Below are 26,315 nucleotides of genomic sequence, written 5' to 3'. Positions count from 1 at the left end.
GCAGCAATCTATACTAGAGCCATATTTTTAATTTCAAATTCCGAAAATGCAATCATGCTTGACGAATCATGCTCGATGACCTAGCCCTGTTTGTCGCCATTGTCGAGGCGGGCAGCCTGCATGCGGCGGCCGTCAAGGAAGACTTGCCCGCCGCCACCGTCACGCGCCGGCTGCAAAAGCTGGAAAGCCAGCTGGGCTACCGCTTGCTCAACCGCAGCGCGCGCCGCTTGCAGCCGACGGCGGAAGGCTGGCAATACTACGAGCAGTGCCGTCCCCTGGTACACGCCTTGCGGCAAGCGACGCAGCAGCTCGACGCCAGCCTGTCGGCCGTCTCGGGCAGTATCCGCGTGCTGGCGCCCGTGAATTTCGCCAGCGGCTTGCTGACGCCCGCCTGGGTCAGCTTCATGCAGCAGTACCCGGACATCCGCCTGGAGCTGGAACTGTCGAACCTGCTGCAAGACCTGGTGGGCAGCGGCGCCGACCTGGCCATCCGCGTGGGCGCGCTCGACGATTCCTCGCTGATGCAGCGCCGGCTGGGCAGCGCCGCCCTGGTGATGGTGGCGGCGCCCGCTTACCTGGCGCGCGCCGGCGTGCCGCGCGACTTGCAGGAATTGGAAAGGCACGAGCTGATCGTGGCCGAACCGCTGCGCAGCTGGCGCTTGCGGCGGCCCGGCGACGGCGCCGAAATGGTGATCGAACCGCAGGCGCGCCTGCGCGTCAATGAAATGCGCCTGGCCGTGGAGATGGCGGACGCGGGCATCGGCATCCTGCTGTGTCCGCTCTTGCAATGCCGCGACGAAGTGGCGCGCGGCAGCCTCGTGCGCGTCCTGCCCGACTGGATGCCGCAGCCGCGCCATGTGTATGCCGTCTGGACGCAGCGGCGCTACCTGCCGGCCCGCGTGCGCGTGCTGCTCGAGCACCTGGCCGCGTTTGCGGCCGGCAATCCGCTGTTGAACGAGGAGCCGGGCGTTTAGCTCGCCTGTTGCTGCGCCAGCCAATGCGTGAACTGGCGCAGCGCTGGCGTAAAACCGCTGGCTGGCGCCGCGCCGGCCCTGGCCTGGGCCAGGAAATACGTCATGTGCGCCTGCATGGCGGGATAGTGCCGCAGCAATTGCGCTGCATGCTCGTCCAGACTGGCGGGCCAGCCAGGATCGCCGTCCTGGCGCAGAATGTTGCAGGAACGGATCAGCTTGCGCGATGCTTCGCGCTGCAGGCGCACGATGGCGACAGGGGCTCGCTCGTCATCAAGGCGCTGCGCATAATCGTCCAGCACGCGGACAAAGTCGCCATTTACGGCCAAGGCGATGGCGCGCGAAGGCGCGAACGGCGCAAAGTGCGACGCCAGGTCATCGCCCCACAGGCAGCGGCACTGGTGCTTGAGCCAGTAACCCCAGCTGTACAGGTGCTCCGGCGCCAGCACCTGGGTCCGGTGGCCGGTATCGAAATCGATTTTCAGTACTTCCGGGTGGCGCGCCTGCAAGGCCAGGCGCAGCGCTTCCAGCGCGTCGGCCTGCTGCTGCGTGGGAGGATGGCGCAGCACCAGGGTCAGGTCGAGGTCGGATACGCCGGGCGTGGCATCGCCGCGGGCGATGCTGCCGTACAAGTAAATGCCGTCCAGCAAGTGACTGGCGTGCGTGGTCAGGCTGGCGCAGACGTCTTGCAGCAAGGCGTCGAAATGCTGCTGCAATGGGCCGCAGGGGGCGGGAGCAATGGTCGGCATGCCTGGCGCGAGTCCGGTGGAGGAAACTTCCACCATAGCATGCATGCGGCGTGCCGGAAATCCTTTCCATTCAGTAATACCGAGCGCTTGTACTTTCCGTCAGGATCGCGTTAAGATAAAGCTTGCTCGCTTATCCAGTGGGCAATCTGGTGTTTTTTCGCGCAATTTCGTCCCTATCCATGAGAGTAGCAATGAAATATCTGATCGTTCCCTTCTTGCTGGCCATGACTGGCTGTGAAGTCTTGTATGACGCGAACCGGGACAAGATCGGTGAGTATTGCAACAGCCTCAATAATTTTGACGACCGCAATGCCTGCCGCAAGCGCAACCAGACCAGCTACCAGGAATACGTGCAGCAGCGCGACCAGGTGAAACAGGGCAAGAGCGACAAGTAAGGTCGCCGCCTACGCCGTATAAAAAACAAACGCCGCTGACCAGTCAGCGGCGTTTTGCTTTGCAGCCCCCGGCCTTGCGGCCGGGGTTAGCCTCAGATTAATCGTCGGCGTAGATATTGTTGTCCCTGGTTTCCTTGACGAACAGGGTGCCGATCACGACAGTCGCCAGGGCGACGATGATCGGATACCACAGCCCATAATAGATGTCGCCCTTGAAGGCCACCAGCGCGAAGGCCGTGGTCGGCAGCAAGCCGCCGAACCAGCCGTTACCGATGTGGTAGGGCAGGGACATCGAGGTGTAACGTATGCGCGTCGGGAACATTTCCACCAGCATGGCGGCGATCGGGCCATACACCATGGTCACATACAGCACCAGGATGAACAGCAGCAAGACCACCATCGGCTTGTTGATCTGGTCCGGATCGGCTTTCGCAGGGTAGCCCGCTTCTTTGATGCCGGCGCCCAGTTCTTTCTTCAGCGCCGCTTCGCGGGCCTTGCTTTCGGCATCGAAGTTCAGGCCATCGGCTGTCATGACGGCGTTAAACGAGGAAAATTCCTTCGTACCGATGCGTACTTTGGCGATTGAGCCGGCCGGCGCGTCTTCCTTCGTGTAGTTCACCGAGCTGTTCGACAGGAAGCCCGTGGCGATGTCGCACGACGATGGGAACTTCTTGGTGCCGGTCATGTTGAACTGGAAGTGGCAGGAAGCCGGATCGGCCACCACCACCACTGGCGAGTTCTTCAGTGCCGCTTCCAGCTGCGGATTGGCGAAGTGGGTCAGGCCGCTGAAGATCGGGAAGTAGGTCAGGGCGGCGATCAGGCAGCCGCCGAGGATGATGTACTTGCGGCCGATGCGGTCGGACAGGCTGCCGAAGAACAGGAAGAACGGCGTAGCCAGCAGCAGCGCGACGGCGACCAGCACGTTGGCCGTTGCCAGATCCACTTTCAGGGTCTGGATCATGAAGAACAGGGCGTAGAACTGGCCCGTGTACCAGACGACGGCCTGGCCGGCGGTCAGGCCGATCAGGGCCAGGATGACGATCTTCAGGTTTTTCCACTTGCCGAACGCTTCCGTCAGTGGCGCTTTCGAGGTCTTGCCCTCGGCTTTCATCTTGGAAAACGCGGGCGATTCATTCATGGCCAGGCGGATCCACACGGAAATACCCAGCAGGATGACGGAGACCAGGAAGGGAATGCGCCAGCCCCAGGCCTCGAAATCCTTCTCGCCGGTCGCCAGGCGGGTGCCCAGGATGACCATCAGCGACAGGAAGAAGCCCAGGGTTGCCGTCGTCTGTATCCACGCCGTGAATGCGCCGCGCTTGCCTTCAGGCGCGTGCTCGGCCACATAGGTGGCTGCGCCGCCGTATTCGCCGCCCAGTGCCAGGCCTTGCAGGATGCGCAGGATGACGAGGATGATCGGCGCGGCGATGCCGATGGAGGCATGGCCCGGCAGCAAGCCGACGATGAAGGTGGAGCCGCCCATGATCAAAATCGTGATCAGGAAAGTGTACTTGCGGCCGATCATGTCACCGAGGCGGCCGAAGACCAGCGCGCCGAACGGACGCACGATGAAGCCGGCGGCAAAGGCCAGCAGCGCGAAGATGAAGGTGGTGGTGGGGTCGCCGATGAAAAATTGCTTGGCGATGATGGAAGCGAGCGAACCGTACAGATAAAAATCGTACCATTCAAAGACGGTGCCGAGCGAGGATGCAAAGATGACCTTGCGTTCCTCGGGCGTGATCGGCGTTCCCTTGGTGGAAAATTTCCGTACGTCGGCCGAGCCGGATGGTGTTGCCATGGTTTGTCTCCCTATGTTTTATAGTGAACCATTGCCGAGGTCTTTTTGACCATTCTTGCAACAGCTGGAGCCGAGTGTGTTCTCCGAACCTTACGTCATGCTTGCTTGAAACTTACACGGAGCTTACTAGTGGTGCGCGCCAGAACTTTGCGAACGACCGTACTTAAATGTGCTATTCTGATTCCCCAGATACCCCACCTATAATATTTCCCACAAGGAGACACAGCATGAATGAAGCCGTCATCGTATCGACCGCCCGCACGGGCCTGGCCAAGTCCTGGAAGGGCGCGTTCAACATGACGCACGGCGCCACCCTGGGCGGCCATGTGCTGGCCGCCGCCATCGAGCGTGCGCGCATTGAGGCAGAAGAAGTGGAAGACGTGCTGGTCGGCTGCGCCTTTCCCGAAGGCGCCACGGGCGGCAACATCGCGCGCCAGGTGGCCTTGCGCGGTGGCTGCCCCGTCACGACGGCCGGCATGACCGTCAACCGCTTTTGTTCCTCGGGCTTGCAGGCCATCGCCCTGGCGGCGCAGCGCATCATCGCGGGCGAAGGCGATATCTATGCGGCGGGCGGCGTGGAATCGATTTCCTGCGTGCAAAATGAAATGAATACGCATATGTACCGCGATGTCTGGCTGCAGCAGCACAAGCCGGAAGTGTACTGGCCCATGCTGCAGACGGCTGAAACCGTGGCCAAGCGCTACCAGATTTCGCGCGAGCGCCAGGATGTGTATGGCGCGCAAAGCCAGCAGCGCGCAGCAAGCGCCCAGGCGGCCGGCCTGTTCGACGCGGAAATCGTGCCGATGACCACCATCATGGGCGTGGCCGACAAGGCCAGCGGCATGCTGGTGTCGCGCGAAGTGACGATCTCAAGCGACGAAGGCATCCGCTTTGATACCACCTACGAAGGCGTAGCCAAGATCCGTTCCGCCATGCCCGGTGGCGTCATCAGCGCCGGCAATGCCAGCCAGTTTTCCGACGGCGCTTCGATGGCCATCGTCATGAATGCGAAAGTGGCCGAAGCGAAAGGCTTGCAGCCGCTGGGCATTTTCCGTGGCTTTGCCGTGGCCGGCTGCGAACCCGATGAAATGGGCATCGGCCCCGTGTTTGCCATTCCGAAACTGCTGAAAAAGGCGGGCTTGACGGTGGCTGACATCGGCCTGTGGGAACTCAACGAAGCATTTGCCGTGCAAGTGCTGTATTGCGCCGACACCCTGGGCATCCCCATGGAGCGCCTGAATGTGAACGGCGGCGCGATTGCCGTGGGCCATCCGTACGGCGTGTCGGGCGCGCGCCTGACGGGCCACGCCTTGATCGAAGGCAAGCGCCGTGGTGTCAAATATGTGGTGGTGACCATGTGCATCGGCGGCGGGCAGGGTGCAGCTGGCCTGTTCGAAGTCGTCTAGTCGGGCGTGCTGCAGAGTGAGCCGATAGCGGTTACAGTATCGGCTCTCTTTGCCTACTCTCCCTCGCATCCGCCATGATCAAGCACATCGTTTTCTGGAAACTGTTAGACCACGCCGAAGGCGCCGACCGCGCCACGAATGCCTTGAAGCTGAAAGCCTTGCTCGATTCCTGTTCGGACCTGGTCCCCGGCATTTTGACATTCGAAGCCGCCGTGGCCCAGCCGGGTCTGGAAGCGACTTACGACATCGTCCTGTACAGCGAGTTCGCCAGCCGCGCAGCGCTCGACGCTTACCAGAACCACCCCGAGCATGTGAAAATCAAGCCGTTTTTTGGGGCCGTGCGGGAAGCCAGACAATGTATGGACTATGAGATTTGAAAACCCGTTAACCCCAAAGCGAAGGGCTGGGGTCGAACCCTCAGGGTTCGACCCCAGTTGTTGCCTCTGGGTTTCATTTGATTAATAACAGGAGCATTCATGACCACCTACCAACGCATCGTCCTCGCCTCGCGCCCTACGGCCGAAGTGCAAGCAGATAACTTCCGCCTGGAAACGAAAGACATTCCCGCCATCACGGATGGCCAGTTATTGGTGCGTAACCAGTACCTGTCGCTCGATCCCTACATGCGCGGGCGCATGAGTGCGAATAAAAGCTATGCGGCGCCGCAAGCGCTCGATGAAACCATGATCGGCGGCACGGTGGGCGTGGTGCTCGAATCGAAGCATCCGAAGTTCGCCGTGGGCGACACCGTCGTGGGGACCTTGGGCTGGACGGAAGTGGCCGTATCGGACGGCACCATGCTGCGCAAGGTCGACACGACGCATATTCCCGCCTCGGCCTACCTGGGTGCCGTCGGCATGCCCGGCATGACGGCCTGGTATGGCTTGAACCAGATCATGGCGCCGAAAGCGGGCGAAACCGTGGTGGTGTCGGCCGCCAGCGGCGCCGTGGGCAGCGTCGTGGGCCAGCTGGCGAAACTGAAAGGTTGTCGCGTGGTTGGCATCGCCGGCGGCGCGGAAAAATGCCGCTATGTCGTCGAAGAACTGGGTTTCGATGCCTGCGTCGACTACAAGGCGGGCAATCTGGAGGCCGACCTGGCGGCGGCTACGCCGGAGGGCATCGACGCCATCTTTGAAAACGTGGGCGGCGCCATCTTCGATGCAGCGCTGGCGCGCACCAACGCGTTTGGCCGCGTGGCCGTGTGCGGCTGGATTGCCGGCTACAACGGCGAACCGACGCCGCTCGACAATGCCCGCTTCATCCTTACCAACCGCCTCACCGTGCGCGGCTTCATCGTCTCGGAGCAGCCGGAATTCTGGCCGCAAGGCCTGGCGGAGCTGGGTACCCTGGTGGCGACGGGCAAACTGAAATTTCGCGAATCCGTGGCCGACGGCCTGGCCAGCGCACCGGAAGCGTTCATCGGCCTATTAAAAGGCCGTAACTTCGGCAAGCAGCTGGTCAAGCTCAGCTGATCTCTCTGTGGAAAGGCAGGGCGTGCGACAATTACGGCCTGTCTCTTTCTACATTACACCATGACCAAGCACACCATCCACCTCGGCGACTGGGCCACCCTGGGCTCCGACGCTACCGCCATCCGTTTTGAAGTGTTCGTCGATGAACAGAAAGTGCCGGCCGAGATCGAACTCGACGACATGGACGCCGTCTGCCTGCACGCCGTCGCCTATGACGAAGCCGGCAAGGCCATCGGCACGGGCCGGCTATTGCCCGATGGCCATATCGGCCGCATGGCCGTGCGCCAGCCGGGCCGCGGCACCGGCGTGGGCGGTGCCATTTTGACCTTGCTGATGGACAAGGCGCGCGCACGCGGCGATGCCGCCGTGGTGCTGAACGCGCAAACCGTGGCCGCGCCATTCTATGCGCGCCACGGTTTTGTGCAAGCCGGGGATGTATTCGAAGAGGCGGGGATTGCGCATGTGGAGATGCGGCTGGAATTTTAAGCGTTAACCCTGGAGCAAGGACTGGGGTCGTACCCTGCAGGGTACGACCCCGGCACTTACCGGGCTACTCTTAGTTCTGCGCGTGCGACTGGCGCCATTTATCCAGGATCACCGCCAGCACGATCACGACACCCTTCGCTACATACTGCCAGAACGACGACAGTCCCAGAATCGTCAAGCCATTGTTCATCACGCCGATGATCAGGGCGCCGATGACGGTGCCCCAGACGGAACCCACGCCGCCCATCAGGCTCGTGCCACCCAGCACGACGGCCGCGATGGCGTCCAGCTCATAGCCCGTGCCCCAGTTGCCGTTGGCCGCATACAAACGGCTGGCCGACATGGCGCCGCCCAGGCCGGCAAACAGGCCGCTGATGGTGTAGACAAACATCAGCACGAGGCCGACCTTGATGCCCGTCAAACGTGCCGCCTGGATATTGCCGCCGACGGCGTAGATATGCAGGCCCAAGGTCGTCTTGCGCAAAATAAACCACGTCAGCACGACGACGGCCGCCGCCAGCCAGATCAGCCAGGGAATGGCCAAAAAGCTGCCGTTGCCCATCCATTCGAAGCTGGGGATTTCCGTGTTCAGCACGCTGGTGCCGTCGGCGAACAGGTAGGCGGCGCCGCGCAGGGCCGTCATGGTGCCCAGGGTGACGACGAATGGATTGAGGCCGACGAGGGCCACCAGCACGCCATTGAGCGCACCCAGCAGCAGGCCGACGATCAAAAACGTGGGGATCGAAAAGCCGGCGAACTGGGCCGACAAGGACATCAGCATGCCTGCCACGGCCGAGACGGCCAGCACGGAGCCGACCGATAAATCGATGCCGCTGGTCAGAATGACGAAGGTCATGCCGGAAGCCAGCACGATGTTGATCGAGACCTGGCGGAAGATGTTCATGGTGTTATTGCTGGTCATGAAGGTGGACGTGCCATCTGCCGAGAAATACACGGTCAGACCGTACATGGCCAGGTATAGCACGACCAGCACGGGCAGCATGCCCAGGCGGCGCATCAGGTTCGAAGCATTGAAGGGTTCGCCGGCGCGCGCGGCGCTGCGGGTGGTAGTTGTCATGATTTGCTATCTCCTGTTGATTATTCTTATGCCGCTTCCAGCTGCGTAGCGTAAGCGAGGATGTTTTCCTGCGTGATGTCGTCGCCCGTCACTTCGCCCGTCAGGCGTCCTTCGCACATCACCATCACGCGGTCGCAGATGCCGACCAGCTCGGCCAGTTCGCTGGAAATGCACAGCACGGCCGTGCCCGCATCCGCCAGCTGGTGGATGATTTTATAGATTTCGCTCTTCGCGCCCACGTCCACGCCGCGCGTCGGTTCGTCGAGGATCAGCACTTTCGGTGCAATGGCCAGCCAGCGCGCCAGCAAGACTTTCTGCTGGTTGCCGCCAGACAATCCACCCACGATGCCTTCCGGGCCAGATACTTTCACGTTGAGGTTGGCAATCGCCTCGCGCGTGAGCTGCGTCAGGGCGCCACGGTTGACCACGCCCGCCGTAGAATGCTTGGACAGGATGTTCATCGACATGTTTTCCATGGCCGATAATTGCATGAACAGGCCCAGGCTCTTGCGGTCTTCCGGCAAATAGCCGATGCCGTGGCGTATCGCCGCCAGCGGCCGGTGGATATGCACTTCCTGGCCGTCGAGCCACACTTGCCCCGATTGCTTCTTGTCCGCGCCAAAGATCAGCCGCGCCAGTTCCGTGCGGCCCGCGCCGACCAGGCCGGCAAGTCCCGTCACTTCGCCCGCATGCAGGGCGAACGAGGCAGGCTTGACCTTGCCGCCGCCCACGTTTTCCACGCGCAGGCGCTCGGCGCCCCGCGTGGTGCGCCGCTGGTGCGCATAAAAGTCGTCGGCAGGGCGGCCCACCATCATTTGCACGACTTTCTTTTGATCCAGCTCATCCTTGCCCAGTTCGCCCACATAGGCGCCGTCGCGCAACACCGTGATGCGGCGCGCCAGGCGCTCCACCTCGGCCATGCGGTGGCTGATGTAGAGCACGGCCAGGCCCTTGTCGCGTTGTTCTTCGATGATGCGGAACAATTGTTCGGTTTCCCGGTCGGACAGGGCCGCTGTGGGCTCGTCCATGATCAGGATGCGGCTTTCGTGCACGAGGGCGCGGGCGATTTCCACCTGCTGCTGCTCGGCGATCGACAGGCTGGACACCATGGTGTCCGCGTCGAAGCGGGACCCGAGGTCGGCCAGGATGGCATTCGTGCGCGCGCGCATTTCGCCGCCCTTGACGGTCCAGAATGGTCCTTGCGGTTCGCTGCCCATGAAGACGTTCTGCGCCACCGTCATGTTCTTGGCCACGCTGAGTTCCTGGTAGATCAGGTTGATGCCCAGCGCGCGCGCCTCGCCCGGGTTGCGGATCCTGATCGGCTTGCCGTCGAGGATGATTTCGCCCGCATCGGGCGTGTACACGCCCGAGAGGATTTTCATCAGGGTGCTCTTGCCGGCGCCGTTCTCGCCCATCACGGCATGGATTTCGCCGCTGCGCACCGTCAGGTGCACGCCGCGCAGCGCGCGCGTGGCGCCAAAGCGCTTCTCGATGCCGCGCATTTCAAAAATAATATCGTCGCTCATGACTGTCCTTCCTTGCTGGTGAAACTGGCGCCGCCTGCCAACTGGCCGGCGGCGCCACGTGGTTCAGGTCAGGCAGATCAGTTCTTTACCCAGCCCGTGTAGGTGGCGACGTTTTCCTTGGTGATGGCCGGCGTCGGCAACAGCACCATGGTCTGTTTCGGCGTGCGGCCGTTCATGATGTCGTAGCCCATTTGTACGGCGTCGGTGGCCATGCGGTACGGGTTTTGCGCCGAGGTGGCGGCAAACAGGCCGGCCTTGTTTTTCAGGGCGTTCTGGCCATCCGGCGCGCCATCGACGGCCGTGATCAGTTTGACGTCCGTGCGTTTCGATTGCTTGATCGCCAGTTCGGCGCCGATGCCCGTCGGGTCATTGATGGCGAATACGGCGTCGATCTTCGGATAGGCCGTCAGCAAATTCGACATCACGGTCATGCCGCCGTCGCGGCTGCCGCCCGCGTTCTGGTTGTCGGACAGGATCTTGATATCCTTGAACGCGGCCAGGGTTTTCTTGCAGCCGTTGACGCGGTCGATCACGGACGTGACCGGTGGGCCGTTGAGGATCACTACATTGCCCTTGCCGCCGATTTGCTTGGCCAGGTAAGCGCACGACACGTCGCCGGCCATGGTGTTGTCAGACATCACCGTGGCCGAAGCGCCCACGGCACCCACGTCGACGGCTATCACGACCACGCCCGCGTTGCGCGCTTTCTTGATGGCCGGTGCGATACCCTTGGAATCGACGGCGTTCAGGATGATGATGTCGGTTTTATTGGCGATAAAGTTTTCGATCTGGTCCACCTGGGTGTTCAGGTCATACTTGCTCGACACTGTGGTGACTTTCACGCCAGGGCCACCGAGCTTTTTCGCGCTTTCTTCCGCGCCGCGGCCAATCGCCACGAAGAACGGATTGGCCAGGTCGCCCACGCTCACGCCGATTGATTTCAATGGCTTGTCGGCGGCAAAGGCGCCGCAGGCGGCGGACAGCAGCAGGGTGGCGGTAATGACTTTTTTCATGAGGATCTCCAAGGGTTTTTATTGTAAAAACAAACGGTGCTACGGGTGAAAACTTAGTTAGTACGCAACTTCTCGATCATGGCGTCCAGCTTGCCCGCATCGACGGCAAAGCCGCGGATGCCTTCGGCCAGCTTTTCGGTGGCCATCGCATCGTCGTTCAAGGCGTAGCGGAAGGCCGCTTCGTCATATGTGATGGCCGGCTGTGCCGCGCCCAGGTCGCCGCCCAGCGCGCGCTCGAACGGTTCGCTTGACGCTTCCAGCTTGGCCAGCAAGTCCGGGCTGATGGTCAGCAAGTCGCAGCCGGACAAGGCCGTGATCTGGCCCACGTTGCGGAAGCTGGCGCCCATCACTTGCGTGGCGATGCCATGTTGCTTGTAGTAATTAAAGATGCGCGTGACCGATTGCACGCCTGGATCGTTGGACAAGCTGCGCGCCGCTTCGTCCCATGCCGCGCCCAGCGATTTTTTATGCCAGTCGTAGATGCGGCCCACGAATGGCGAAATCAGCCGTACTTTGGCATCGGCGCAGGCGACGGCCTGGCAAAATGCGAACAGCAGGGTCAGGTTGCAAAAGATGCCGTCTTGCTCCAGTTCGCGCGCCGCCTGGATGCCTTCCCAGGTGGCGGCGATCTTGATCAGCACGCGCTCGCGGTTTACGCCAGCCTGCTCGTACAAGGCGATCAGCCGGCGCGCACGCGCCACGGTGGCGGCGCGGTCAAAGCTCAAACGGGCATCGACTTCCGTCGACACGCGGCCCGGCACGACTTTTAATATCTCCAGGCCGAAGCGCACGAGCACCTGGTCGACGATGTCGTCCAGCGAGGCGGCTTTATGCGCGGCAACTGTGCTTTCCAGCAAGGGTGCGTAATCGGGCTGCAGCACGGCTTTCAGGATCAATGACGGGTTGGTGGTGGCGTCTTGCGGCGCGAAACGCGCCAGTTGCAAGAAGTCGCCCGTGTCGGCGACGACGGTGCTGTGCTGTTTTAATTGTTGCAACTGATTCATTACTATTCCTTATCACTGAGTTGGTGCAAGGCTTGCACGGCGGGAAACAGGCTACGGTAGCGGCCGTAACGGATGCTCAAGGCTGCGCTGTGCGCGGCATCGGGCAGGAAAGTGTTTTTGATGGGCAAACCCTGCGTTAGCAGGCTGCTGTCGCCGATGGCGGCAAAGCCCAGCTTGGCCGCGCCCAGACTGGCCGACAGTTCGCTGTTGTGCAGGGTGCGCATGTCGCGCCCCAGCACATTGGCCAGCAGCTGCGCCCAGTACTGGCTGCGCGCGCCGCCGCCCACCAGCATGCAGTGGGGAACCACGGCACCCGTCGAGGTGACTGCCGCCATGGCGTCGCGCAAGGCAAAGGCCACGCCTTCGAGTACGGCGTAGCCCAGCTGCGCCGGCGTGCTGTCGTGGCCCAGCTGCAAGAAGGCGCCGCGTACTTGCGGGTCGTTATGCGGCGTGCGCTCGCCCGACAGGTAGGGCAGGAACAGCGGCGCGGATGGCGCGATGGGCGCGTCGAGCGGCAGGGCGCTTTCCACCAGCGCCAACAGGGCCGCCTCGTCGGGCTGCCCCAGCACGCCCGTGGCCCAGCGCAGACAGCTGGCGCCGGATAAAATCGCGCCCATCGCATACCAGCGGCCAGGCAGGGCGTGGCAAAAGCTGTGCACGCCGCCGGCCGGGTTGCCCAAAGGCGACTCGGTGACGGAAACGATGGCGGCGCTGGTGCCCAGCGAAATAAAACTGTCGCCGCCATTGACGGCGCCGATGCCCACGGCCGAGACGGGGTTATCGCCGCCGCCACCGGCCACCACCACGTTCGCGGGCAAGCCCAGATGGTCGGCGATGGCGGCCAGCACGGTACCCGTGGCCGCATCGCCTTCGGCCAGCGCCGGCATTTGTTCCAGCGTCAAGCCGCAGGTGGCCAGCATGGGGGCGAACCAGGCGCGTTTGGCCTCGTCCAGCCACAGGGTGCCGGCCGCGTCGGACATGTCCGTCAGTTTAATCCCCGTCAACTGCAGTCGCAGATAGTCTTTCGGCGACAGCAGGCAGGCGATGGCGGCAAAGGCATCCGGCTCGTGGGCTTGCAGCCACAGCAGTTTCGGCGCCGTCAGGCCCGCCATGGGCAGGCTACCCGTCACGTCCGCATACGCGCGATAGTCGCGCGCCAGTGCGGCCGCTTCCGCTTCGGCGCGCGCATCGTTCCACAGGATGGCGGGACGGATCACGTTGTCGTTACTATCGAGCAGCACGGCGCCATGCATCTGGCCCGACAGGCCGATGCAGGCGATCCTGGCATAGTCTTGCGGCCAGGCGGCGCGCAGCTGCGCCAGGGCCGTGACGCAGGCGGCCCACCAGTCCTGCGGCGACTGTTCGGACCAGCCCGGCTGCGGGCGGCTAACGTCCAGGCGTACGGAAGCCTGGCCGCGCACGGCGCCGGTGCTGTCCATCAGCACGGTTTTCAGTTCGGAGGTACCGAGGTCGATACCGAGGGAAATCGCTGGATGCATATTGTTTAGAGTAAAAAGTCAGGGGCAGCCGCAGGAGTTGCGCACGCGCAAGGTCGGCGACAAGCGCTGCACATGCTGGGCGCGGCCCGGATTGGCGATACGGTCGATCAAGAGGTCGACGGCCATGGCGCCCAGTTCTTCGAGCGGCTGGGCCATCACGGTCAGGCGGGGGCTGAAGTAATCGGCCCAGTCGAAATCATCGAAGCCAGCCAGCGCGACGTCTTGCGGTACAGCAATGTGCGCGTCGCGCAAGGCATGCATGGTGCCGATGGTCATCAGGTTATTGCCGGCCACGATGGCGGTCGGACGCTGCCCAGGTGGCAGGGCCAGCAGTTCGCGCGTGGCCGCGCCGCTGCGCTCCAGGTTCGAGTCGCCCGAGCGCAGCAGTGCGGGATCAAAGACGATGTCGGCGCGCTGCAAGGCCAGGCGGTAGCCGTCGATACGCTCGTGCGTCGTGGACAGGCCGGGCGCGCCCGCGATAAAGCCGATGCGGCGGTGGCCGTGAGCAGCGATCAAGTGGCTGACCAGTTCGGCCGTCGCCTCGGTGTTTTCCACGCCCACCTGGTCGAACGGTTGCGGCGACATGCGGTCGACCAGCACGGAAGCGATCTTGTTGCTGTTTAAATAGGCGAGGGCGCGGTTGTGCGGATCGCCCGAGGGCGCCAGCACGATGCCGTCAACGCGGCGCTGGTGCAAGTTTTGCACCACCTTGAGTTCCTGTGCAGGGTCGTCGTGCGTATCGGAAAACAGCATCATCAAGCCGTGGCGCGTGCAGGCCGCCTCGATGGCGCGCACGGTTTCGCTGAAATAATGATTGGTGAAGGCGGAAATGGCCACGCCGATGGTGCCCGAGGACGAGCCGGCCAGGGCGCGCGCCAGCATGTTCGGCACATAGCCGATCTGCTGCATGGCCGCGTTGACTGCGGCGACGGTTTTCGGGCTGACCTTGCGGGTGCCGTTGAGTACGTGCGAAACGGTCGACAGCGATACGTCCGCCGCCCGCGCTACATCTTCCATGGTGGCCATGGTGTCTCCTGATGGTTTTTTTATTATTGTGTGCTGCGATAGTGTGCGGCTGTGTCGCCGCGTTTGAATCTATCGTAAACAAAAGAAAGCGCTTGCGCAAGCGCTTTCTTTTTTGTGCGGACGCCTGCCGAGTGGCTTTTCGATGAAGAGAGGGGAAGCGTGCGTAGGTCGGATTAGCGCGCCGCAGGCGCGCGTAATCCGACGTTGGGGACGGTGGTGATGTTGGTTGTAGGGGGCGGTGATGCCGGTTGAGGGCGCTGGTGTTGTCGGGTTACGCGCTTGCGCGCTAACCCGACCTACTGAATCACCAGCTCATGCAGTTCGCCGGGCGAGTCCGCGAACAATTTGACGACGGTGGAAGTGCGCGTGCCGTAGCCCGGCGTTTCGATGCAGACGGCGGACAGCACGCGCTCGAGGTCGAGCGGCACGCCCGTGTCCGGCAAGCGGAAGTCGGGTGCGCGCGTGGTGTCGGCCAGCATGTCGAAATACGCGTCGTCGGGCGCGCCCTGGCACAGCAGGCTGGCGAACTGGGCCTTGGTCTTCAAGACTTTCGGCCACGGCGCGTCCAGCAGCGCGTTCGACAAGCCGTAGATGCCCGGTTCCAATGGCTGGCCATTGCGCGCGTCGCCATCGCCCCGGTTGGAAAACCAGATCAGGGTAGTGGCGTCGCCCAGCACCAGATTAAAACCGTTGTAGGCTTTGCATCCGGGACGGATTTGCGCGATGTAGTCTTGCGGCGACATATTGCCGGCCAGATAGTCGGCCACCAGGGCGCCGCGCGAGGGGGCGTCCGGGTTGCGGTCTTGCGGGCTGCGGATATTCGTGATGGCGGCAAAGCGCGAGCTGCCGCTGCCGGCTTGGGTGATGCCCATCCAGCTGCCGCCTGCCTGCAGGTCGCGGCCCGCGTACACTTGCGGGTGCTCGGGCCAGGCGCCAGCGGGGGCGCTGGCGCGTTCATAGAATTCGTCGCGGTTGGCGGCGGCAATCAGCGGGATGTGCGGATTGACTTTCCAGGCAAAAACGATCAGGCACATGGAGGCAAATCCATGAACACTTCCGTATGCCGCGCGCCGGCCGTCAATGACAGCAAGCCCGCCTCGTCGGACGCGCTGGCCAGCAGTTCGGCAAAACCTTCGCCGACGACGGGATAGATTTCCATCCACGTCTGCAAGCCATCCTTGACTTCCGGGCGGCGCTTCAGCTGCGGCGCCACGCCAGAGGCGGCCGCCAGTTTCGCTTGCAAGGCACGGACCCTGGCTTCCAGCGCCTGGGCGTGCTCTTCCTTTACCTGATAGTAAATGTACAAATCTTTCATGGCATTCTCACAAATCGAGTGCGTCGAGCACGTAAGGCATGGGCAGGAATTGCACGGCGGCGCCCTGGGCCGAGCCGTAGCGCACGGCGCCGGCGGCGCTTGAACCTTCGGCTATCGCCCCCAGTTTCATTTCGACGAGGGCGTCGATGCCACCGCTGCCGTTCGGCGCGGCGTTGACGAGCATGCCGCAAGGTTGCTCGGGGTCGCTGACGGCGAACAGTTCGCCACCGGCCACTGCCGCTGCGTCAGCGATGCTGACGAGGGTGGTGCGGCGCTTGAGCTTGCCCAGATACTGGCTGCGCGCGACGATTTCCTGGCCCGGATAGCAGCCTTTCTTGAAATTGACGCCGCCCAGCAGCTCGAAGTTGATCATTTGCGGCACGAATTGCTCTTGCGTGGCGGCCGTGATCTGCGGGATGCCCGCATGGATCTCGGACAACTGCCAGGCATCCGTTCCGCCCTTGGCCAGCTGTTGCGTCAATGGCGGCCACACGTCGCGCGCCGTGGCGGCTGAGGTCAGCCATTCATAGCGGGCGCTGCCAAAGGCATCGGCTACGCGCAGCAGCGTGCCCAGCGCATGTTCGACCTTGCTGAACGGCGTGGCGGGCAGGATGGGGAACCAGGCGGCCAGAGCGGCGCTGGCTTGCTTGCCGCCGAGGCCCAGGATGACTTGATTGGCCTCATCACCGGAGGCATCGTGCAGCTTGGCCTTGGCGCGCAGCACGAACATCTGCAAGCGCTTCTGGATGGCTGGCTGTATGGCGCGCGGCAATTGCAGATAAATGGTGGTGGCATTGCGCCACATCAGGAAACTGGCCAGCAGGCGGCCTTTCGGCGTGCAGTAGCCGGCCAGGCGCACTTGCTCCTGGTCCAGGTGTTCCACGTCGTTGGTCAGCTGGCCGTGCAGGAAACTGGCTGCCTCGTCGCCGTTCAAACCGATCAAGCCCTGGTCCGTGATGGCCGCGACAAAACCATCTTGCAGTTGGGACACTGTCAGAGACTGGCCAAAATCGGCTATAGGAGAGTTCGCGCTGCTGTCAGGCGCGCCATCGATGGCAGCGGGGCGGGCGCCTTGTACGGTTAAAAATTGATTCCAGTTATTCATAATTTCCATTAGATCAGCGATTAAGCATTATCATTACGGGTTCATTATAGTGATGTCGCGCAGATCGCGTCGGCAGCGGCAAAATTGCCAGTGTTGGCGCCGCTTTGCACGCACTTGCTTCACAAATGAACGATCATAACAAGCGCGCGCTGCTCGCCAGCGAGCGCATCACAAGAATCGGAACAATGGCTTTCTTTAAAAAACTTGTAGTCAGTTCGGTCATCGCCGCCATCGGCGTCGGTGGTACTTTTGTGTACTGGGCGCAGCAACCCATCACCACGGAAGGCGACGCGATACCGTTTACGATCACGCCGGGCAGCGGCGCGCATGCGGCCGGCCAGCAGATCGCGGACGCGGGCGTGCCCATCGTGCCCATCCTGTTCAACCTGCTGGCGCGCGTCGAAGGCAAGACGTCGAAGATCAAGGCCGGTTCCTACGAGCTGAAACCGGGCACGACGCCGCAGCGCCTGATCACGCAGCTGGCACGCGGCGAGTTCGCGCAAGAGTCGCTGACCATCATCGAAGGCTGGACTTTCAAGCAGATGCGCATGGCCATGGCCAGCCATCCGGGCCTCAAGCACGATACCGTGGGCTTGTCCGACAAGGAGCTGATGGCGAAAATCAGCCCCGAGTTTGTGCTGCCGGAAGGCCTGTTCTTCCCGGATACGTATCTGTTCGCCAAGGGCGCCAGCGAAATGCAGATTTTCAAGCAGGCGCACACGGCCATGATAGGCCGCCTGTCTGAAGCGTGGGACAAGCGCGATCCGGCCCTGCCATATAAGAATCCGTACGAGGCGCTGATCATGGCGTCCATCGTGGAAAAGGAAACGGGGCAAAAGTCCGAACGGGCCATGATCGCCGGCGTCTTCGTCAACCGCCTCAAGACCGGCATGCTGCTGCAGACGGACCCGACCGTGATCTATGGCATGGGCGACAACTACCAGGGCAAGATCCGCAAACGCGACCTGGAGGCGGACACCCCGTACAATACCTACACGCGCGGCGGCTTGCCGCCCACGCCGATCGCCCTCGCTGGCGCGCAATCGCTGACGGCGGCGCTGGCGCCGGCCCGCACGCAAGCGCTGTATTTCGTCGCGCGCGGCGACGGCACCAGCCAGTTCTCGGCCAACTTGCCCGACCATAACCGCGCCGTGAACCAGTACCAGCGGTAATTTCACCGGCTAATTTCACCTGCTAATTTCACCTGCTAATTTCACCTGATTAAGTAAGAAGTTTCATGACACAACACCATCAACCCCGCTTCATCACCTTCGAAGGCATCGATGGCGCGGGCAAGTCGACGCATATCGGCTTTGTCGCCGACTACCTGCAGCAGCGGGGCGTGCGCCTCGTGTCGTCGCGCGAACCGGGCGGCACCAGCCTGGGCGAGAAGCTGCGCGAACTGCTGCTGCATGAAAAAATGCACCTGGAAACGGAAGCCTTGCTGATGTTCGCCAGCCGCCGCGAACACATTGCGCAAGTCATCGCGCCCGCTTTGGCGCGGGGCGAGTGGGTCATTTCCGACCGTTTCACCGATGCCAGCTTCGCCTACCAGGGCGGCGGGCGGGGCATGGACTTGCGCAAGATGGAAGCGCTGGAAGCGTGGGTGCACCCGCATCTGCAGCCAGACCTGACGTTTTTGTTCGACGTGCCGCTGGCCGTGGCCAGAGCCCGCCTGGACGCCACGCGCGCGCTCGACAAGTTCGAGCAGGAGCGATCGGACTTCTTTGCCGCCACGCGCAACGAGTACCTGCGCCGCGCGGCCCAGTTCCCGGAACGCTTCCGCATCATCGATGCCACGCAAAGCATTGCCGATATTCAAGTGCAGCTTGCGCAACTACTTGATATTTTGCTTGAGCAAAGTGTTGCAACCTTATGATTCTATAGAAAAATGATCAGTTCTCTCTATTCCTGGCAGCAGGACGCCTGGCAGCAATTGCAAGCCTTGCGCCCGCGCATGCCGCACGCCATTTTGTTCCATGGCGCGCAAGGCATCGGCAAGGCCGACTTCATCGAGCATTTCGCGCAAGCCTTGCTGTGCGAAGACGTGCGCGCCGACGGCCACGCCTGCGGCGCCTGCGCCTCGTGCGGCTGGTTTAGCCAGGGCAACCATCCTGATTACCGCAGGGTTCGTCCGGAAGCGCTGGAAGACGAAGTGGCCGACGATGGCGAAGACGGCGATGGCGCGAAGAAAAGCGCCAAGACCAAGACGCCGTCGAAAGACATCAAGATCGAGCAGATCCGCAACCTGGCCGACTTCATGAACATTTCCACGCACCGCCAGGGCTTGCGCGTGGTGGTGCTGTACCCGGCCGAGGCGCTCAACACGCCCGCCTCGAACGCCTTGCTGAAAACCCTGGAAGAACCGCCGCCGGGTACCGTGTTCCTGCTGGCATCGAACAGCCTGGACCGCTTGCTGCCGACGATCTTGTCGCGCTGCCGCAAGTTTGCACTGCCCATGCCCAGCCACGAGCAGGCCTTGACCTGGCTCAAGGGCCAGGGCTTGAACGATGCGGACAGCTGGCTGCGCGAGCAGGGCGGCGCGCCGCTGGCCGCGCTGGCCCAGTCCGAATCGGGGGGCCGCGAAGAAACGGAACAGTTGCTGCAAGTGCTGGCCAATCCCGGCGTGGAAGCGGCGTTGAAAGCGGCGGATAAATTGCAGAAGGCCCCGCTGGCGCCGCTGGTGGCATCCTTGCAGCGCTGGCTGTACGACGTGTTTTCCGTCAAATTGTCGGGCACCATCCGCTACTACCCGCGCCACCGGCGCGAGCTGGAAGCGCTGGCCGGACGCATCAACGTCAGCCGTTTGATGGCCGCCATCAAGGCCGCCAACGATCGCCGGGCGATCGCCGAGCATCCTTTGTCGCCCAAGCTGTTTCTGGAAGATATGCTGCTCGACTACGCATCAAGTTGCCAATAGAATCAAGCAGTTGCATTGCCAAGTTCATCCAGATTATTTCGTGCTTGGCGCGCTTGGCGATTGGAGTGACTCAGCCGCAGGCGCGCGTGCAACTGCGGTAGCGCACTTCGCACGCTTGCTGGCGTTCGGCGCGCCGGGCGCGGAAGGCCTGGGCTTCGGTCGGGCGCAGCTGCTCCGCTTGCGCGTCGACATTCCTGCCGGCCACGACGTAGGGATTGCTGCTGGGTTTCATCGACAAGATGGGGCTGGTGTCGTTTTCCGTAGAACCTTGCACTTGCGCGCGGCAATCCTGGCGTGCAGATGCGCACACGGGTGCGCACAAGCCTGCCTCGGGGATGGCCTTCGGCGCGTCGCGCTTGTCTTGTGCATGCGCAGGCGCTGTCAGGGCCAGGCAGGCCAGCAGTATCAAAGGGCCGGCAACTTTCAGCATGAACACTCTCCACGTATCCGCGCGCAACCCCATGGCTGCGCACCGGCCGCTCACTATACATCTTGATAACTTTTTTGACCAGGGCGCCATGTCCGTTTGCCACGCCCGAAACCCGGTGTTACAGTCAAGGCACTGGACAGCAACGGAGGCGGGCATGAAACGGGTCACTGGCATCGGCGGCATCTTTTTCCAAGCGCAAGACCCGGCCGCGCTGCGCGCCTGGTACCAGCGCCACCTGGGCCTGGACGTGCAGCCCTGGGGCGGGGCCGCCTTCAGCTGGACGGATGCCGATGGCCAGCCCACGGGCGGCACCACCATCTGGTCCGTGGCATCAGCGGACAGCGAGCAGTTCGCGCCCGGCAAGGCGGCCTTCATGGTCAATTACCGGGTCGACGACCTCGACGCGCTGCTGCAAGCCTTGCGCGACGAAGGCTGCACGGTGCTGGAGAAGGCGCCCGATTCGGAATATGGCCAGTTCGGCTGGGTCATCGATCCCGAGGGCAACAAGGTGGAGCTGTGGCAGCCGCCCGAGGGTCAATAGGCCAGCCAGGCGCCAGATCAGCGATAATATCGGCTCTGCCAACCATTCTATTTATTTATGCGCGACATTATTGCTGGATTTCTACGCTTCCAAAAAGAGGTTTTTCCCGCGCGCCGCGAGTTATTCAAGACCCTGGCCACGGGACAAACCCCGAAGGCCCTGTTCATTTCCTGCTCGGACAGCCGCATGGTGCCGGAGCTGGTGACGCAGCGCGAGCCAGGCGAACTCTTCGTGATCCGCAATGCGGGCAACATCGTGCCCTCGTACGGCCCGGAACCGGGCGGCGTCAGCGCCACGGTGGAATTTGCCGTGTCGGCCCTGAACGTGAGCGATATCGTCATTTGCGGCCATTCCGATTGCGGTGCGATGAAGGCGATCGCCACCTGCGCCTGCCTCGACCACATGCCGGCCGTGCGCAGCTGGCTGCACCATGCAGACGCGGCGCGCATGATCAACGAGTCGATCGAGCATCCGACGGAACAGTCGCGCATCGACGGCATGGTGCGCGCCAACGTGGTGGCGCAACTGAATAACCTGCGTACCCATCCCTCGGTGGCGCTGGCCATGGCGCAAAACCGGCTGACCCTGCACGGCTGGGTGTATGACATCGAGAACGGTTCCCTCGATGCGCTCGATGAGTCGACCGGCAACTTCGTTCCGCTGGCGGAACACCCGGCCTCGCAACTCTAAGCCTCCGCACTGCCGCGGCAGGGGACGGCGGCGCTGTTCCCCTGCCAGTTTTTGCTCCCTCCGGTACAATCCCGCCTTATGTATATCGATTCCCATTGCCATATCAATTTCCCCGAGCTGGCTGCTCGCATGCCCGAGATCCTCGCCAAGATGGCCGAGAACAAGGTGACGCACGCGCTGTGCGTGTCCGTCGACTTGCCGGACTTCCCGCAGGTGCTGGCCCTGGCCGAGCAGTATCCGCACATTTTCGCTTCCGTCGGCGTGCATCCCGATTACGAGGACACGCCTGAACCGTCCGTGGAAGACCTGGTGCGCCTGGCCGACCATCCGAAGATCATCGCCATCGGCGAGACGGGTCTCGACTATTTCCGCCTGACGGGCGACCTTGAATGGCAGCGCGAGCGTTTTCGCACGCACATCAAGGCTTCAAGAATCACGCGCAAGCCCTTGATTATTCACACCAGAGCGGCCAGCGAAGACACCATCCGCATCATGCGCGAAGAGGGTGCGGGCGTATCCGACGGCGGCGTGGCCGGCGTCATGCATTGCTTTACCGAATCCCTGGAAGTGGCGCGCGCCGCCATCGAGATGGGTTTCTATATTTCCTTTTCCGGCATCGTCACGTTCAAAAGCGCCAAGGATTTGCAAGCTGTGGCTTTGGCCGTACCGCTCGAGCGCATCCTGATCGAGACGGATTCGCCGTATCTGGCGCCCGTGCCGTTCCGCGGCCGCATGAACGAACCGGGCTATGTTGCCCACGTGGCCGAATACCTGTCGGCCTTGAAAGGCATCCCGCTGGCCCAGGTGGCGCAGCAGACGACGGATAATTTCTTCAAGCTATTCAATCAGTTGCCATAACTTCTTAAGGTTAACTATGATGAAAAAACTCGCGCTGGCGATGCTGCTGTGCTGCGCTGGCAGCAGTTACGCGGCGCCGGATCCGGACAGCTTCTTCCGCGCCGTGTCCGTCAACAACGCCAGCGGCGTGCGCAGCATGCTGGCGGACGGCATGAATCCGAACCAGGCTGATACGCAGCGGGGCGACATTCCCCTCGTGCTGGCCCTGCGCGACGATGCGGATAAAGTGTTCAAGCTGCTGCTCGACACGCCGGGCATCGACCTCGAAGCGCGCTCGGCGAATGGCAACACGGCGCTGATGATGGCCGCATATAAACACAAGCAGGACGCGGTCAACGCCTTGCTGGCCAAGGGCGCGAAGGTCAACCAGAGCGGCTGGACGGCGCTGCACTATGCGGCCTCGGCTGGCGACTTGCCCATCATGAAGATTTTTCTGGAGCGCGACGCCGTGGTCGATGCGCGCGCACCTGCCAACGTCACGCCGCTGATGTTCGCCGCCCGCGAAGGGCAGGAGGGCGCCGTCAAGCTGCTGCTGTCCTGGGGCGCGGACGCCAGCCTGAAAAGCGATCACGGCTGGACGGCCGTGCAGTTCGCGCAGGCGGGCGACAAGCCCGGCGTGGTGGCCATCATCGAAGCGGCACAGAAGGCGCGCGCTGAACGTAAATAAGTACATGTAAGTAATCTTTCCAGCAATATTTTCCATGCCAGCGCTGAAACTGGCATGGAATTGCCTCTCACCTCAGCCCTTTGTTCTCCCTGCCGATTAACGATAATGAGCGTGTCGCATTAATCAGGAGATCGTCGCATGGGCCATCACATCAACGTCAGGCGCCGGCTGGTTTGTCGCCGCCCCGCGCGCAGCCCGTGCGATATCACTGCTTTCTGGAATGACAAAACCGATCGGCCATCGGAGCCAGACTCCAAGAGGACAGACATGCTGAATGAACGAGAAATCGAGAGTTGTTACCTGGGGCAATTTATACCCGTCCATTACCATCACAATATGTTGATGGACCAGAACCGCATGCACGGCTTCAAGTCGGCGATCGATTACGCGGTAAAACCCGGCATGAAGGTGGTGGAGCTGGGCGGCGGCACGGGCGTGCTGTCGTGGTTTGCGGCCGCGCGCGCCGACAAGGTCTGGTGCGTGGAATTCAATCCGGACATGGTCAAGGAAGCGCGCAAGATGCTGGCGCTCAATCCCAACGGGGAAAAAGTCGAAGTCGTGCACGCGGATGCCTTTGAATTCCTGCCGCCCGAGCCCGTCGATGTGGTCATTTGCGAAATGATCCATGTGGGCATGCTGCGCGAAAAGCAGGTGGAAGTGATCGAATCGTTCAAGCGCCGCTACCTGGCCCGTTTCGGCGGCCCGCTGCCCATCTTCCTGCCCGAAGCCGTCATCATGGCCGTGCAGCCGATGCAGCAGGAGTACGACTTCGAGGGTTTTTACGCGCCCATCGTGCAATTCCAGGAAACTGCGGCCATCCACCCGGGCGTGCATGAACTGGCGCCGCCGGCCGTGTACAGCATCATCGACTTCAGCCAGCCGACGGACAGCATATTCGGTTTCGACGGCAAGTTTGTCATCGAGCGCAGCGGCACCCTGAACGCCTTGCGTTTCGTTACCAAGAACATCCTGGCCGTCGTGCCCGAACGTTCGACCACCATCGACTGGCTGAACCACTACATGTGTCTGCCGCTGGCCGCGCCGGTGGCCGTGAAGGCGGGTGACGTGCTGCAAGTGAGTTTCCAGTACCGTGCGGGCGGCTCGATCCCCTCGCTGGAAGCGTCGATCCGCGCCCAGGTAATTTACGATGTCAACTTGCAACCGGTAGTACAAAACGCCGTCTACGCGTAAGTATCATTCATGTAAAGGCAACGCTGCGGGCATTTCGTCCTGCGGCGTTTGTCCATTCAGGGTATATTTCGTCTTTTACCCACTGGACAGCTTTATTATCATGGAACAGATCGATCAGCGTTACCTCGTGCAACAGAACAAAATCAGCGATGGCGAGACCAAGCCGCCCGTGTTTGCCAAGGTAATGCGCAGCAAGGAAGGCGTGTTTGAAGGCGTGTCCTTCATCAAGTCGAAGGAAAAGGCCAGCATCCTGACCATCGAAGAGGCCAACCAGGCCATCAAATGGGCCGGCAGCAAGAAGCCGAATGCGCATGAATACATCACGAAAGTGATTTGCGTCGGCCAGTAAGCTGCGCGCCAACTACCGCTCATCCCCGTTTTTATCCAGTCCATCCCCGCATGGTGCAGTTCATCGCATGGCCGTTGCCGCCGTGGCGGCGCTTTACTATAGTGCTGTCACGGTAGCGGGGCAAGCACGGCTTGCTCCGCACATTTTATTCGAGGGGAACGCGATGCTGGGATTTGTGCTGTGGTTGCTGCTCTTGCTGGTGTGCTGGCCCCTGGCCTTGCTGGCGCTCGTGCTGTATCCGCTGGCCTGGCTGCTGTTGCTGCCATTGCGCCTGATCGGCATCGGCGTGGAAGGCGTGTTCGAACTGCTGCGTGCCATCGTCATGCTGCCGGCCCGCGTGCTGGGCGGCGGCCGGCGTTGAAATTTACTTCCCAACAATAAAAAATGGCGCCCTTGGCGCCATTTTCATTTCTGTCACTGTGCTGCTTACAGGTCGACCATGAAACCGGCGCCGATCGATTTCTGCGAATAGTTGTAGTCGATCAAGCTCTGGCCATAGCCGGAGAACAGTTGCAGATAGCCTTTCAGGTTGGCTTTCAATGGGAAAGCCCAGCTGGCCTGCATGGAGCCATGTTTCTTGCTGAAATTGCGGCGTGCCGTCACGGCATACTCGTGCCCCTTGTTACGGTAGCTCACGCGCAAGTCGCCATGTCCCATGTAATCGGTGATGTCGATATTGTCATTGTCGGACTTGCCATTGTCGAGGCGGTGCCAGACGCGCGTCGTGACGGCCAGGTTGTCTTTTTCCACGCCCAGCTCGGCATACACGCGGTTCCAGCTGCGCGACAGGGTCGAGGTCTGGCCATTCGACTGGTGCACCAGGCCGAAATTCAGGTAATTGAATTCTACGCCCGCGAAATTCTTGTTGATCGGCAAGACCAGCATCAATTCCGGCTGATAGTTGGTCTCGCGGAACGGGCTCGAAGCCTTGCGGTTATATGCCTGCCAGAAACTTTGCTGCGTGTAGCCGAACCACATGTCGATGGGCGTGCCGGCGATGTCTTCCAGCAGCTTCATCTTGAAGCTCAGCTGGAAGGTCAATTCCACATGCTGGCTCTTGACGCCGCCTGGCGTGAAATCCTGGAACGGCTCGTCGTTCGAGGCGTCGCTGTAATTGGCCAGCAGCAGATAGGTGTCGCGGTGCGGGCGGAAGTTGAACAGGCCGCGCTTCGAGGCATCGTTGAGTTCCCACGATTGCTGCGTGCGCGAAATCGGCGCTTCCGGCGGCGCTGCACCAGCCTGGGCGATAGCGGGAATGGCGGCGTTGACGGCGTCCGGCGTGGCCACGCCAGGCGGGCTGACTGGCGTGAGGGGGGCGACCTCGGCGGCCGCTGCCAGGGTCACTGCAGCAGCGGCGGGATCGCCACCGGCGGCGATGGTGGCTTTTTCCGCCGCCTTGGCCAGGGTGTCGAAGCAGCCCAGGCGGGCGCTGGCGTCACCGAGCACGGCGCAACGCTGCATTTGCTGTTCCAGTTCGCCGGCCATAGCCAGCGCTGGCGACGCCAGCAGGGAAGAGAGGATTATTTTTCTTAGTCGGGTAGTCATAGGCTGAGTGGGGCATGTCATTCGGTGCGCACCTGGTCTGGCATGCCGGCGGTCTCGCCTTGCACGACAATTTACGGTGCGTGTTGATTTTGATTAATCTTTGTTGGATTAATAAAGTTGAAAGTATAGCCGAAACTCTTGTTTGTCCTGTGCAACGCGCGTGCGCCTTAGTGTGAGTGTTGCGCGAACGGTAAAAACGGGTCACTGGACGCCCTCCAAATCGATGTCTGCTACACTGAAAAACCGACGCAAAGCCAGTCGTGCCGGGGCTAGCCATGGAG

General features: G+C 62.0%; 29 protein-coding genes. 16 read left to right on the top strand and 13 right to left on the bottom strand.

Annotation, left to right across the window (positions count from 1 at the left end):
* Positions 1–68: 68 nt before the first annotated feature.
* Positions 69–974, top strand: coding sequence for a LysR family transcriptional regulator (locus CNX70_RS16235; RefSeq protein WP_096235550.1), 906 nt, complete (start codon positions 69–71; stop codon positions 972–974).
* On the opposite strand, the gene CNX70_RS16230 is transcribed toward CNX70_RS16235, so the two are convergent.
* Positions 971–1,720, bottom strand: a complete 750-nt coding sequence (locus tag CNX70_RS16230; protein ID WP_208624429.1) for a nucleotidyltransferase domain-containing protein — start codon at positions 1,718–1,720, stop codon at positions 971–973. The two genes, CNX70_RS16235 and CNX70_RS16230, sit on opposite strands and share 4 nt — an antisense overlap.
* A 191-nt stretch (positions 1,721–1,911) precedes the next feature.
* On the opposite strand from CNX70_RS16230, the gene CNX70_RS16225 reads away from it, so the two are divergent.
* Positions 1,912–2,115 carry a hypothetical protein gene (locus tag CNX70_RS16225; RefSeq protein ID WP_096235548.1) on the top strand — a complete coding sequence of 68 codons (204 nt, stop codon included), beginning with the start codon at positions 1,912–1,914 and terminating at the stop codon, positions 2,113–2,115.
* A 97-nt stretch (positions 2,116–2,212) separates the two neighbouring features.
* Here CNX70_RS16225 and CNX70_RS16220 read toward each other — a convergent pair whose 3' ends face one another.
* The gene (locus CNX70_RS16220; protein WP_096235547.1) at positions 2,213–3,913 is read right to left on the bottom strand and encodes an MFS transporter; all 1,701 of its coding nucleotides are present in this window, start codon (positions 3,911–3,913) and stop codon (positions 2,213–2,215) included.
* A gap of 227 nt (positions 3,914–4,140) precedes the next feature.
* On the opposite strand from CNX70_RS16220, the gene CNX70_RS16215 reads away from it, so the two are divergent.
* The 4 genes from CNX70_RS16215 (at position 4,141) to CNX70_RS16200 (ending at position 7,277) form a co-directional block, all read left to right on the top strand.
* Entirely contained in the window at positions 4,141–5,319 is a 1,179-nt protein-coding gene (locus tag CNX70_RS16215) for an acetyl-CoA C-acyltransferase (RefSeq protein WP_096235546.1), read from the top strand.
* A 74-nt stretch (positions 5,320–5,393) separates the two neighbouring features.
* Positions 5,394–5,696, top strand: coding sequence for a Dabb family protein (locus tag CNX70_RS16210; RefSeq protein ID WP_096235545.1), 303 nt, complete (start codon positions 5,394–5,396; stop codon positions 5,694–5,696).
* A gap of 99 nt (positions 5,697–5,795) precedes the next feature.
* The gene (locus tag CNX70_RS16205) at positions 5,796–6,791 is read left to right on the top strand and encodes an NADP-dependent oxidoreductase (protein WP_096235544.1); all 996 of its coding nucleotides are present in this window, start codon (positions 5,796–5,798) and stop codon (positions 6,789–6,791) included.
* Positions 6,792–6,851: 60 nt separating this feature from the next.
* Positions 6,852–7,277, top strand: a complete 426-nt coding sequence (locus CNX70_RS16200) for a GNAT family N-acetyltransferase (protein WP_096235543.1) — start codon at positions 6,852–6,854, stop codon at positions 7,275–7,277.
* 70 nt (positions 7,278–7,347) lie between these two features.
* On the opposite strand, the gene CNX70_RS16195 is transcribed toward CNX70_RS16200, so the two are convergent.
* The 9 genes from CNX70_RS16195 to ygfZ form a co-directional block, all read right to left on the bottom strand.
* Positions 7,348–8,355, bottom strand: a complete 1,008-nt coding sequence (locus tag CNX70_RS16195; RefSeq protein WP_096235542.1) for an ABC transporter permease subunit — start codon at positions 8,353–8,355, stop codon at positions 7,348–7,350.
* Positions 8,356–8,381: 26 nt separating this feature from the next.
* Entirely contained in the window at positions 8,382–9,881 is a 1,500-nt protein-coding gene (locus tag CNX70_RS16190) for a sugar ABC transporter ATP-binding protein (protein ID WP_096235541.1), read from the bottom strand.
* A 77-nt stretch (positions 9,882–9,958) separates the two neighbouring features.
* Positions 9,959–10,894, bottom strand: coding sequence for an ABC transporter substrate-binding protein (locus CNX70_RS16185; RefSeq protein ID WP_096235540.1), 936 nt, complete (start codon positions 10,892–10,894; stop codon positions 9,959–9,961).
* Positions 10,895–10,947: 53 nt separating this feature from the next.
* Positions 10,948–11,898, bottom strand: coding sequence for a transaldolase (gene tal / locus CNX70_RS16180; protein ID WP_096235539.1), 951 nt, complete (start codon positions 11,896–11,898; stop codon positions 10,948–10,950).
* 2 nt (positions 11,899–11,900) lie between these two features.
* On the bottom strand, positions 11,901–13,385 hold the full coding sequence (xylB, locus tag CNX70_RS16175; protein ID WP_208624571.1) for a xylulokinase: 1,485 nt from the start codon (positions 13,383–13,385) through the stop codon (positions 11,901–11,903).
* Positions 13,386–13,415: 30 nt separating this feature from the next.
* Positions 13,416–14,423, bottom strand: coding sequence for a LacI family DNA-binding transcriptional regulator (locus CNX70_RS16170; protein WP_096235537.1), 1,008 nt, complete (start codon positions 14,421–14,423; stop codon positions 13,416–13,418).
* Positions 14,424–14,719: 296 nt separating this feature from the next.
* Positions 14,720–15,457 (bottom strand): NRDE family protein, encoded by a 738-nt coding sequence (locus CNX70_RS16165; RefSeq protein WP_096235536.1) that lies wholly within the window; start codon positions 15,455–15,457, stop codon positions 14,720–14,722.
* Positions 15,448–15,738, bottom strand: a complete 291-nt coding sequence (locus tag CNX70_RS16160) for a DUF4936 family protein (RefSeq protein ID WP_096235535.1) — start codon at positions 15,736–15,738, stop codon at positions 15,448–15,450. Before CNX70_RS16160 ends, CNX70_RS16165 begins: the two co-directional genes overlap by 10 nt.
* A gap of 7 nt (positions 15,739–15,745) precedes the next feature.
* Positions 15,746–16,852, bottom strand: coding sequence for a CAF17-like 4Fe-4S cluster assembly/insertion protein YgfZ (ygfZ, locus tag CNX70_RS16155; protein ID WP_096235534.1), 1,107 nt, complete (start codon positions 16,850–16,852; stop codon positions 15,746–15,748).
* A 176-nt stretch (positions 16,853–17,028) separates the two neighbouring features.
* Between ygfZ and mltG the strand changes: the two genes are divergently transcribed.
* From mltG to CNX70_RS16140, 3 genes are all read left to right on the top strand, one after another.
* Positions 17,029–18,015 (top strand): endolytic transglycosylase MltG, encoded by a 987-nt coding sequence (mltG, locus tag CNX70_RS16150; protein WP_096235533.1) that lies wholly within the window; start codon positions 17,029–17,031, stop codon positions 18,013–18,015.
* 65 nt (positions 18,016–18,080) lie between these two features.
* Positions 18,081–18,722 (top strand): dTMP kinase, encoded by a 642-nt coding sequence (tmk, locus tag CNX70_RS16145; protein WP_096235532.1) that lies wholly within the window; start codon positions 18,081–18,083, stop codon positions 18,720–18,722.
* Positions 18,723–18,734: 12 nt separating this feature from the next.
* Positions 18,735–19,763 (top strand): DNA polymerase III subunit delta', encoded by a 1,029-nt coding sequence (locus CNX70_RS16140; protein ID WP_096235531.1) that lies wholly within the window; start codon positions 18,735–18,737, stop codon positions 19,761–19,763.
* 70 nt (positions 19,764–19,833) lie between these two features.
* On the opposite strand, the gene CNX70_RS16135 is transcribed toward CNX70_RS16140, so the two are convergent.
* Positions 19,834–20,193, bottom strand: a complete 360-nt coding sequence (locus CNX70_RS16135) for a hypothetical protein (RefSeq protein ID WP_096235530.1) — start codon at positions 20,191–20,193, stop codon at positions 19,834–19,836.
* Between the two features lie 154 nt (positions 20,194–20,347).
* On the opposite strand from CNX70_RS16135, the gene CNX70_RS16130 reads away from it, so the two are divergent.
* The 7 genes from CNX70_RS16130 (at position 20,348) to CNX70_RS16100 (ending at position 24,850) form a co-directional block, all read left to right on the top strand.
* Entirely contained in the window at positions 20,348–20,734 is a 387-nt protein-coding gene (locus CNX70_RS16130) for a VOC family protein (RefSeq protein WP_096235529.1), read from the top strand.
* 57 nt (positions 20,735–20,791) lie between these two features.
* The gene (locus CNX70_RS16125; protein WP_096235528.1) at positions 20,792–21,424 is read left to right on the top strand and encodes a carbonic anhydrase; all 633 of its coding nucleotides are present in this window, start codon (positions 20,792–20,794) and stop codon (positions 21,422–21,424) included.
* 78 nt (positions 21,425–21,502) lie between these two features.
* Positions 21,503–22,282, top strand: coding sequence for a TatD family hydrolase (locus CNX70_RS16120; RefSeq protein WP_096235527.1), 780 nt, complete (start codon positions 21,503–21,505; stop codon positions 22,280–22,282).
* Between the two features lie 16 nt (positions 22,283–22,298).
* Positions 22,299–22,949 (top strand): ankyrin repeat domain-containing protein, encoded by a 651-nt coding sequence (locus tag CNX70_RS16115; protein WP_096235526.1) that lies wholly within the window; start codon positions 22,299–22,301, stop codon positions 22,947–22,949.
* A gap of 267 nt (positions 22,950–23,216) precedes the next feature.
* A complete protein-coding gene (locus CNX70_RS16110) occupies positions 23,217–24,140 on the top strand; it encodes a class I SAM-dependent methyltransferase (protein ID WP_096235525.1) in 924 nt (307 codons plus the stop codon).
* Positions 24,141–24,240: 100 nt separating this feature from the next.
* Positions 24,241–24,489 carry a hypothetical protein gene (locus CNX70_RS16105; protein ID WP_096235524.1) on the top strand — a complete coding sequence of 83 codons (249 nt, stop codon included), beginning with the start codon at positions 24,241–24,243 and terminating at the stop codon, positions 24,487–24,489.
* A gap of 163 nt (positions 24,490–24,652) precedes the next feature.
* On the top strand, positions 24,653–24,850 hold the full coding sequence (locus tag CNX70_RS16100) for a hypothetical protein (protein ID WP_096235523.1): 198 nt from the start codon (positions 24,653–24,655) through the stop codon (positions 24,848–24,850).
* A gap of 65 nt (positions 24,851–24,915) precedes the next feature.
* Here the strand turns inward: CNX70_RS16100 and CNX70_RS16095 are convergent, their stop codons facing one another.
* Positions 24,916–26,034 (bottom strand): phospholipase A, encoded by a 1,119-nt coding sequence (locus CNX70_RS16095; RefSeq protein ID WP_244198822.1) that lies wholly within the window; start codon positions 26,032–26,034, stop codon positions 24,916–24,918.
* Positions 26,035–26,315 lie beyond the last annotated feature (281 nt).

The organism is Janthinobacterium svalbardense (genome assembly GCF_002327145.1).
GTDB lineage: Bacteria > Pseudomonadota > Gammaproteobacteria > Burkholderiales > Burkholderiaceae_D > Janthinobacterium > Janthinobacterium tructae.
The sequence above is the reverse complement of the archived record's forward strand: the minus strand, read 5'-3'. Positions and strand labels throughout refer to the sequence as shown.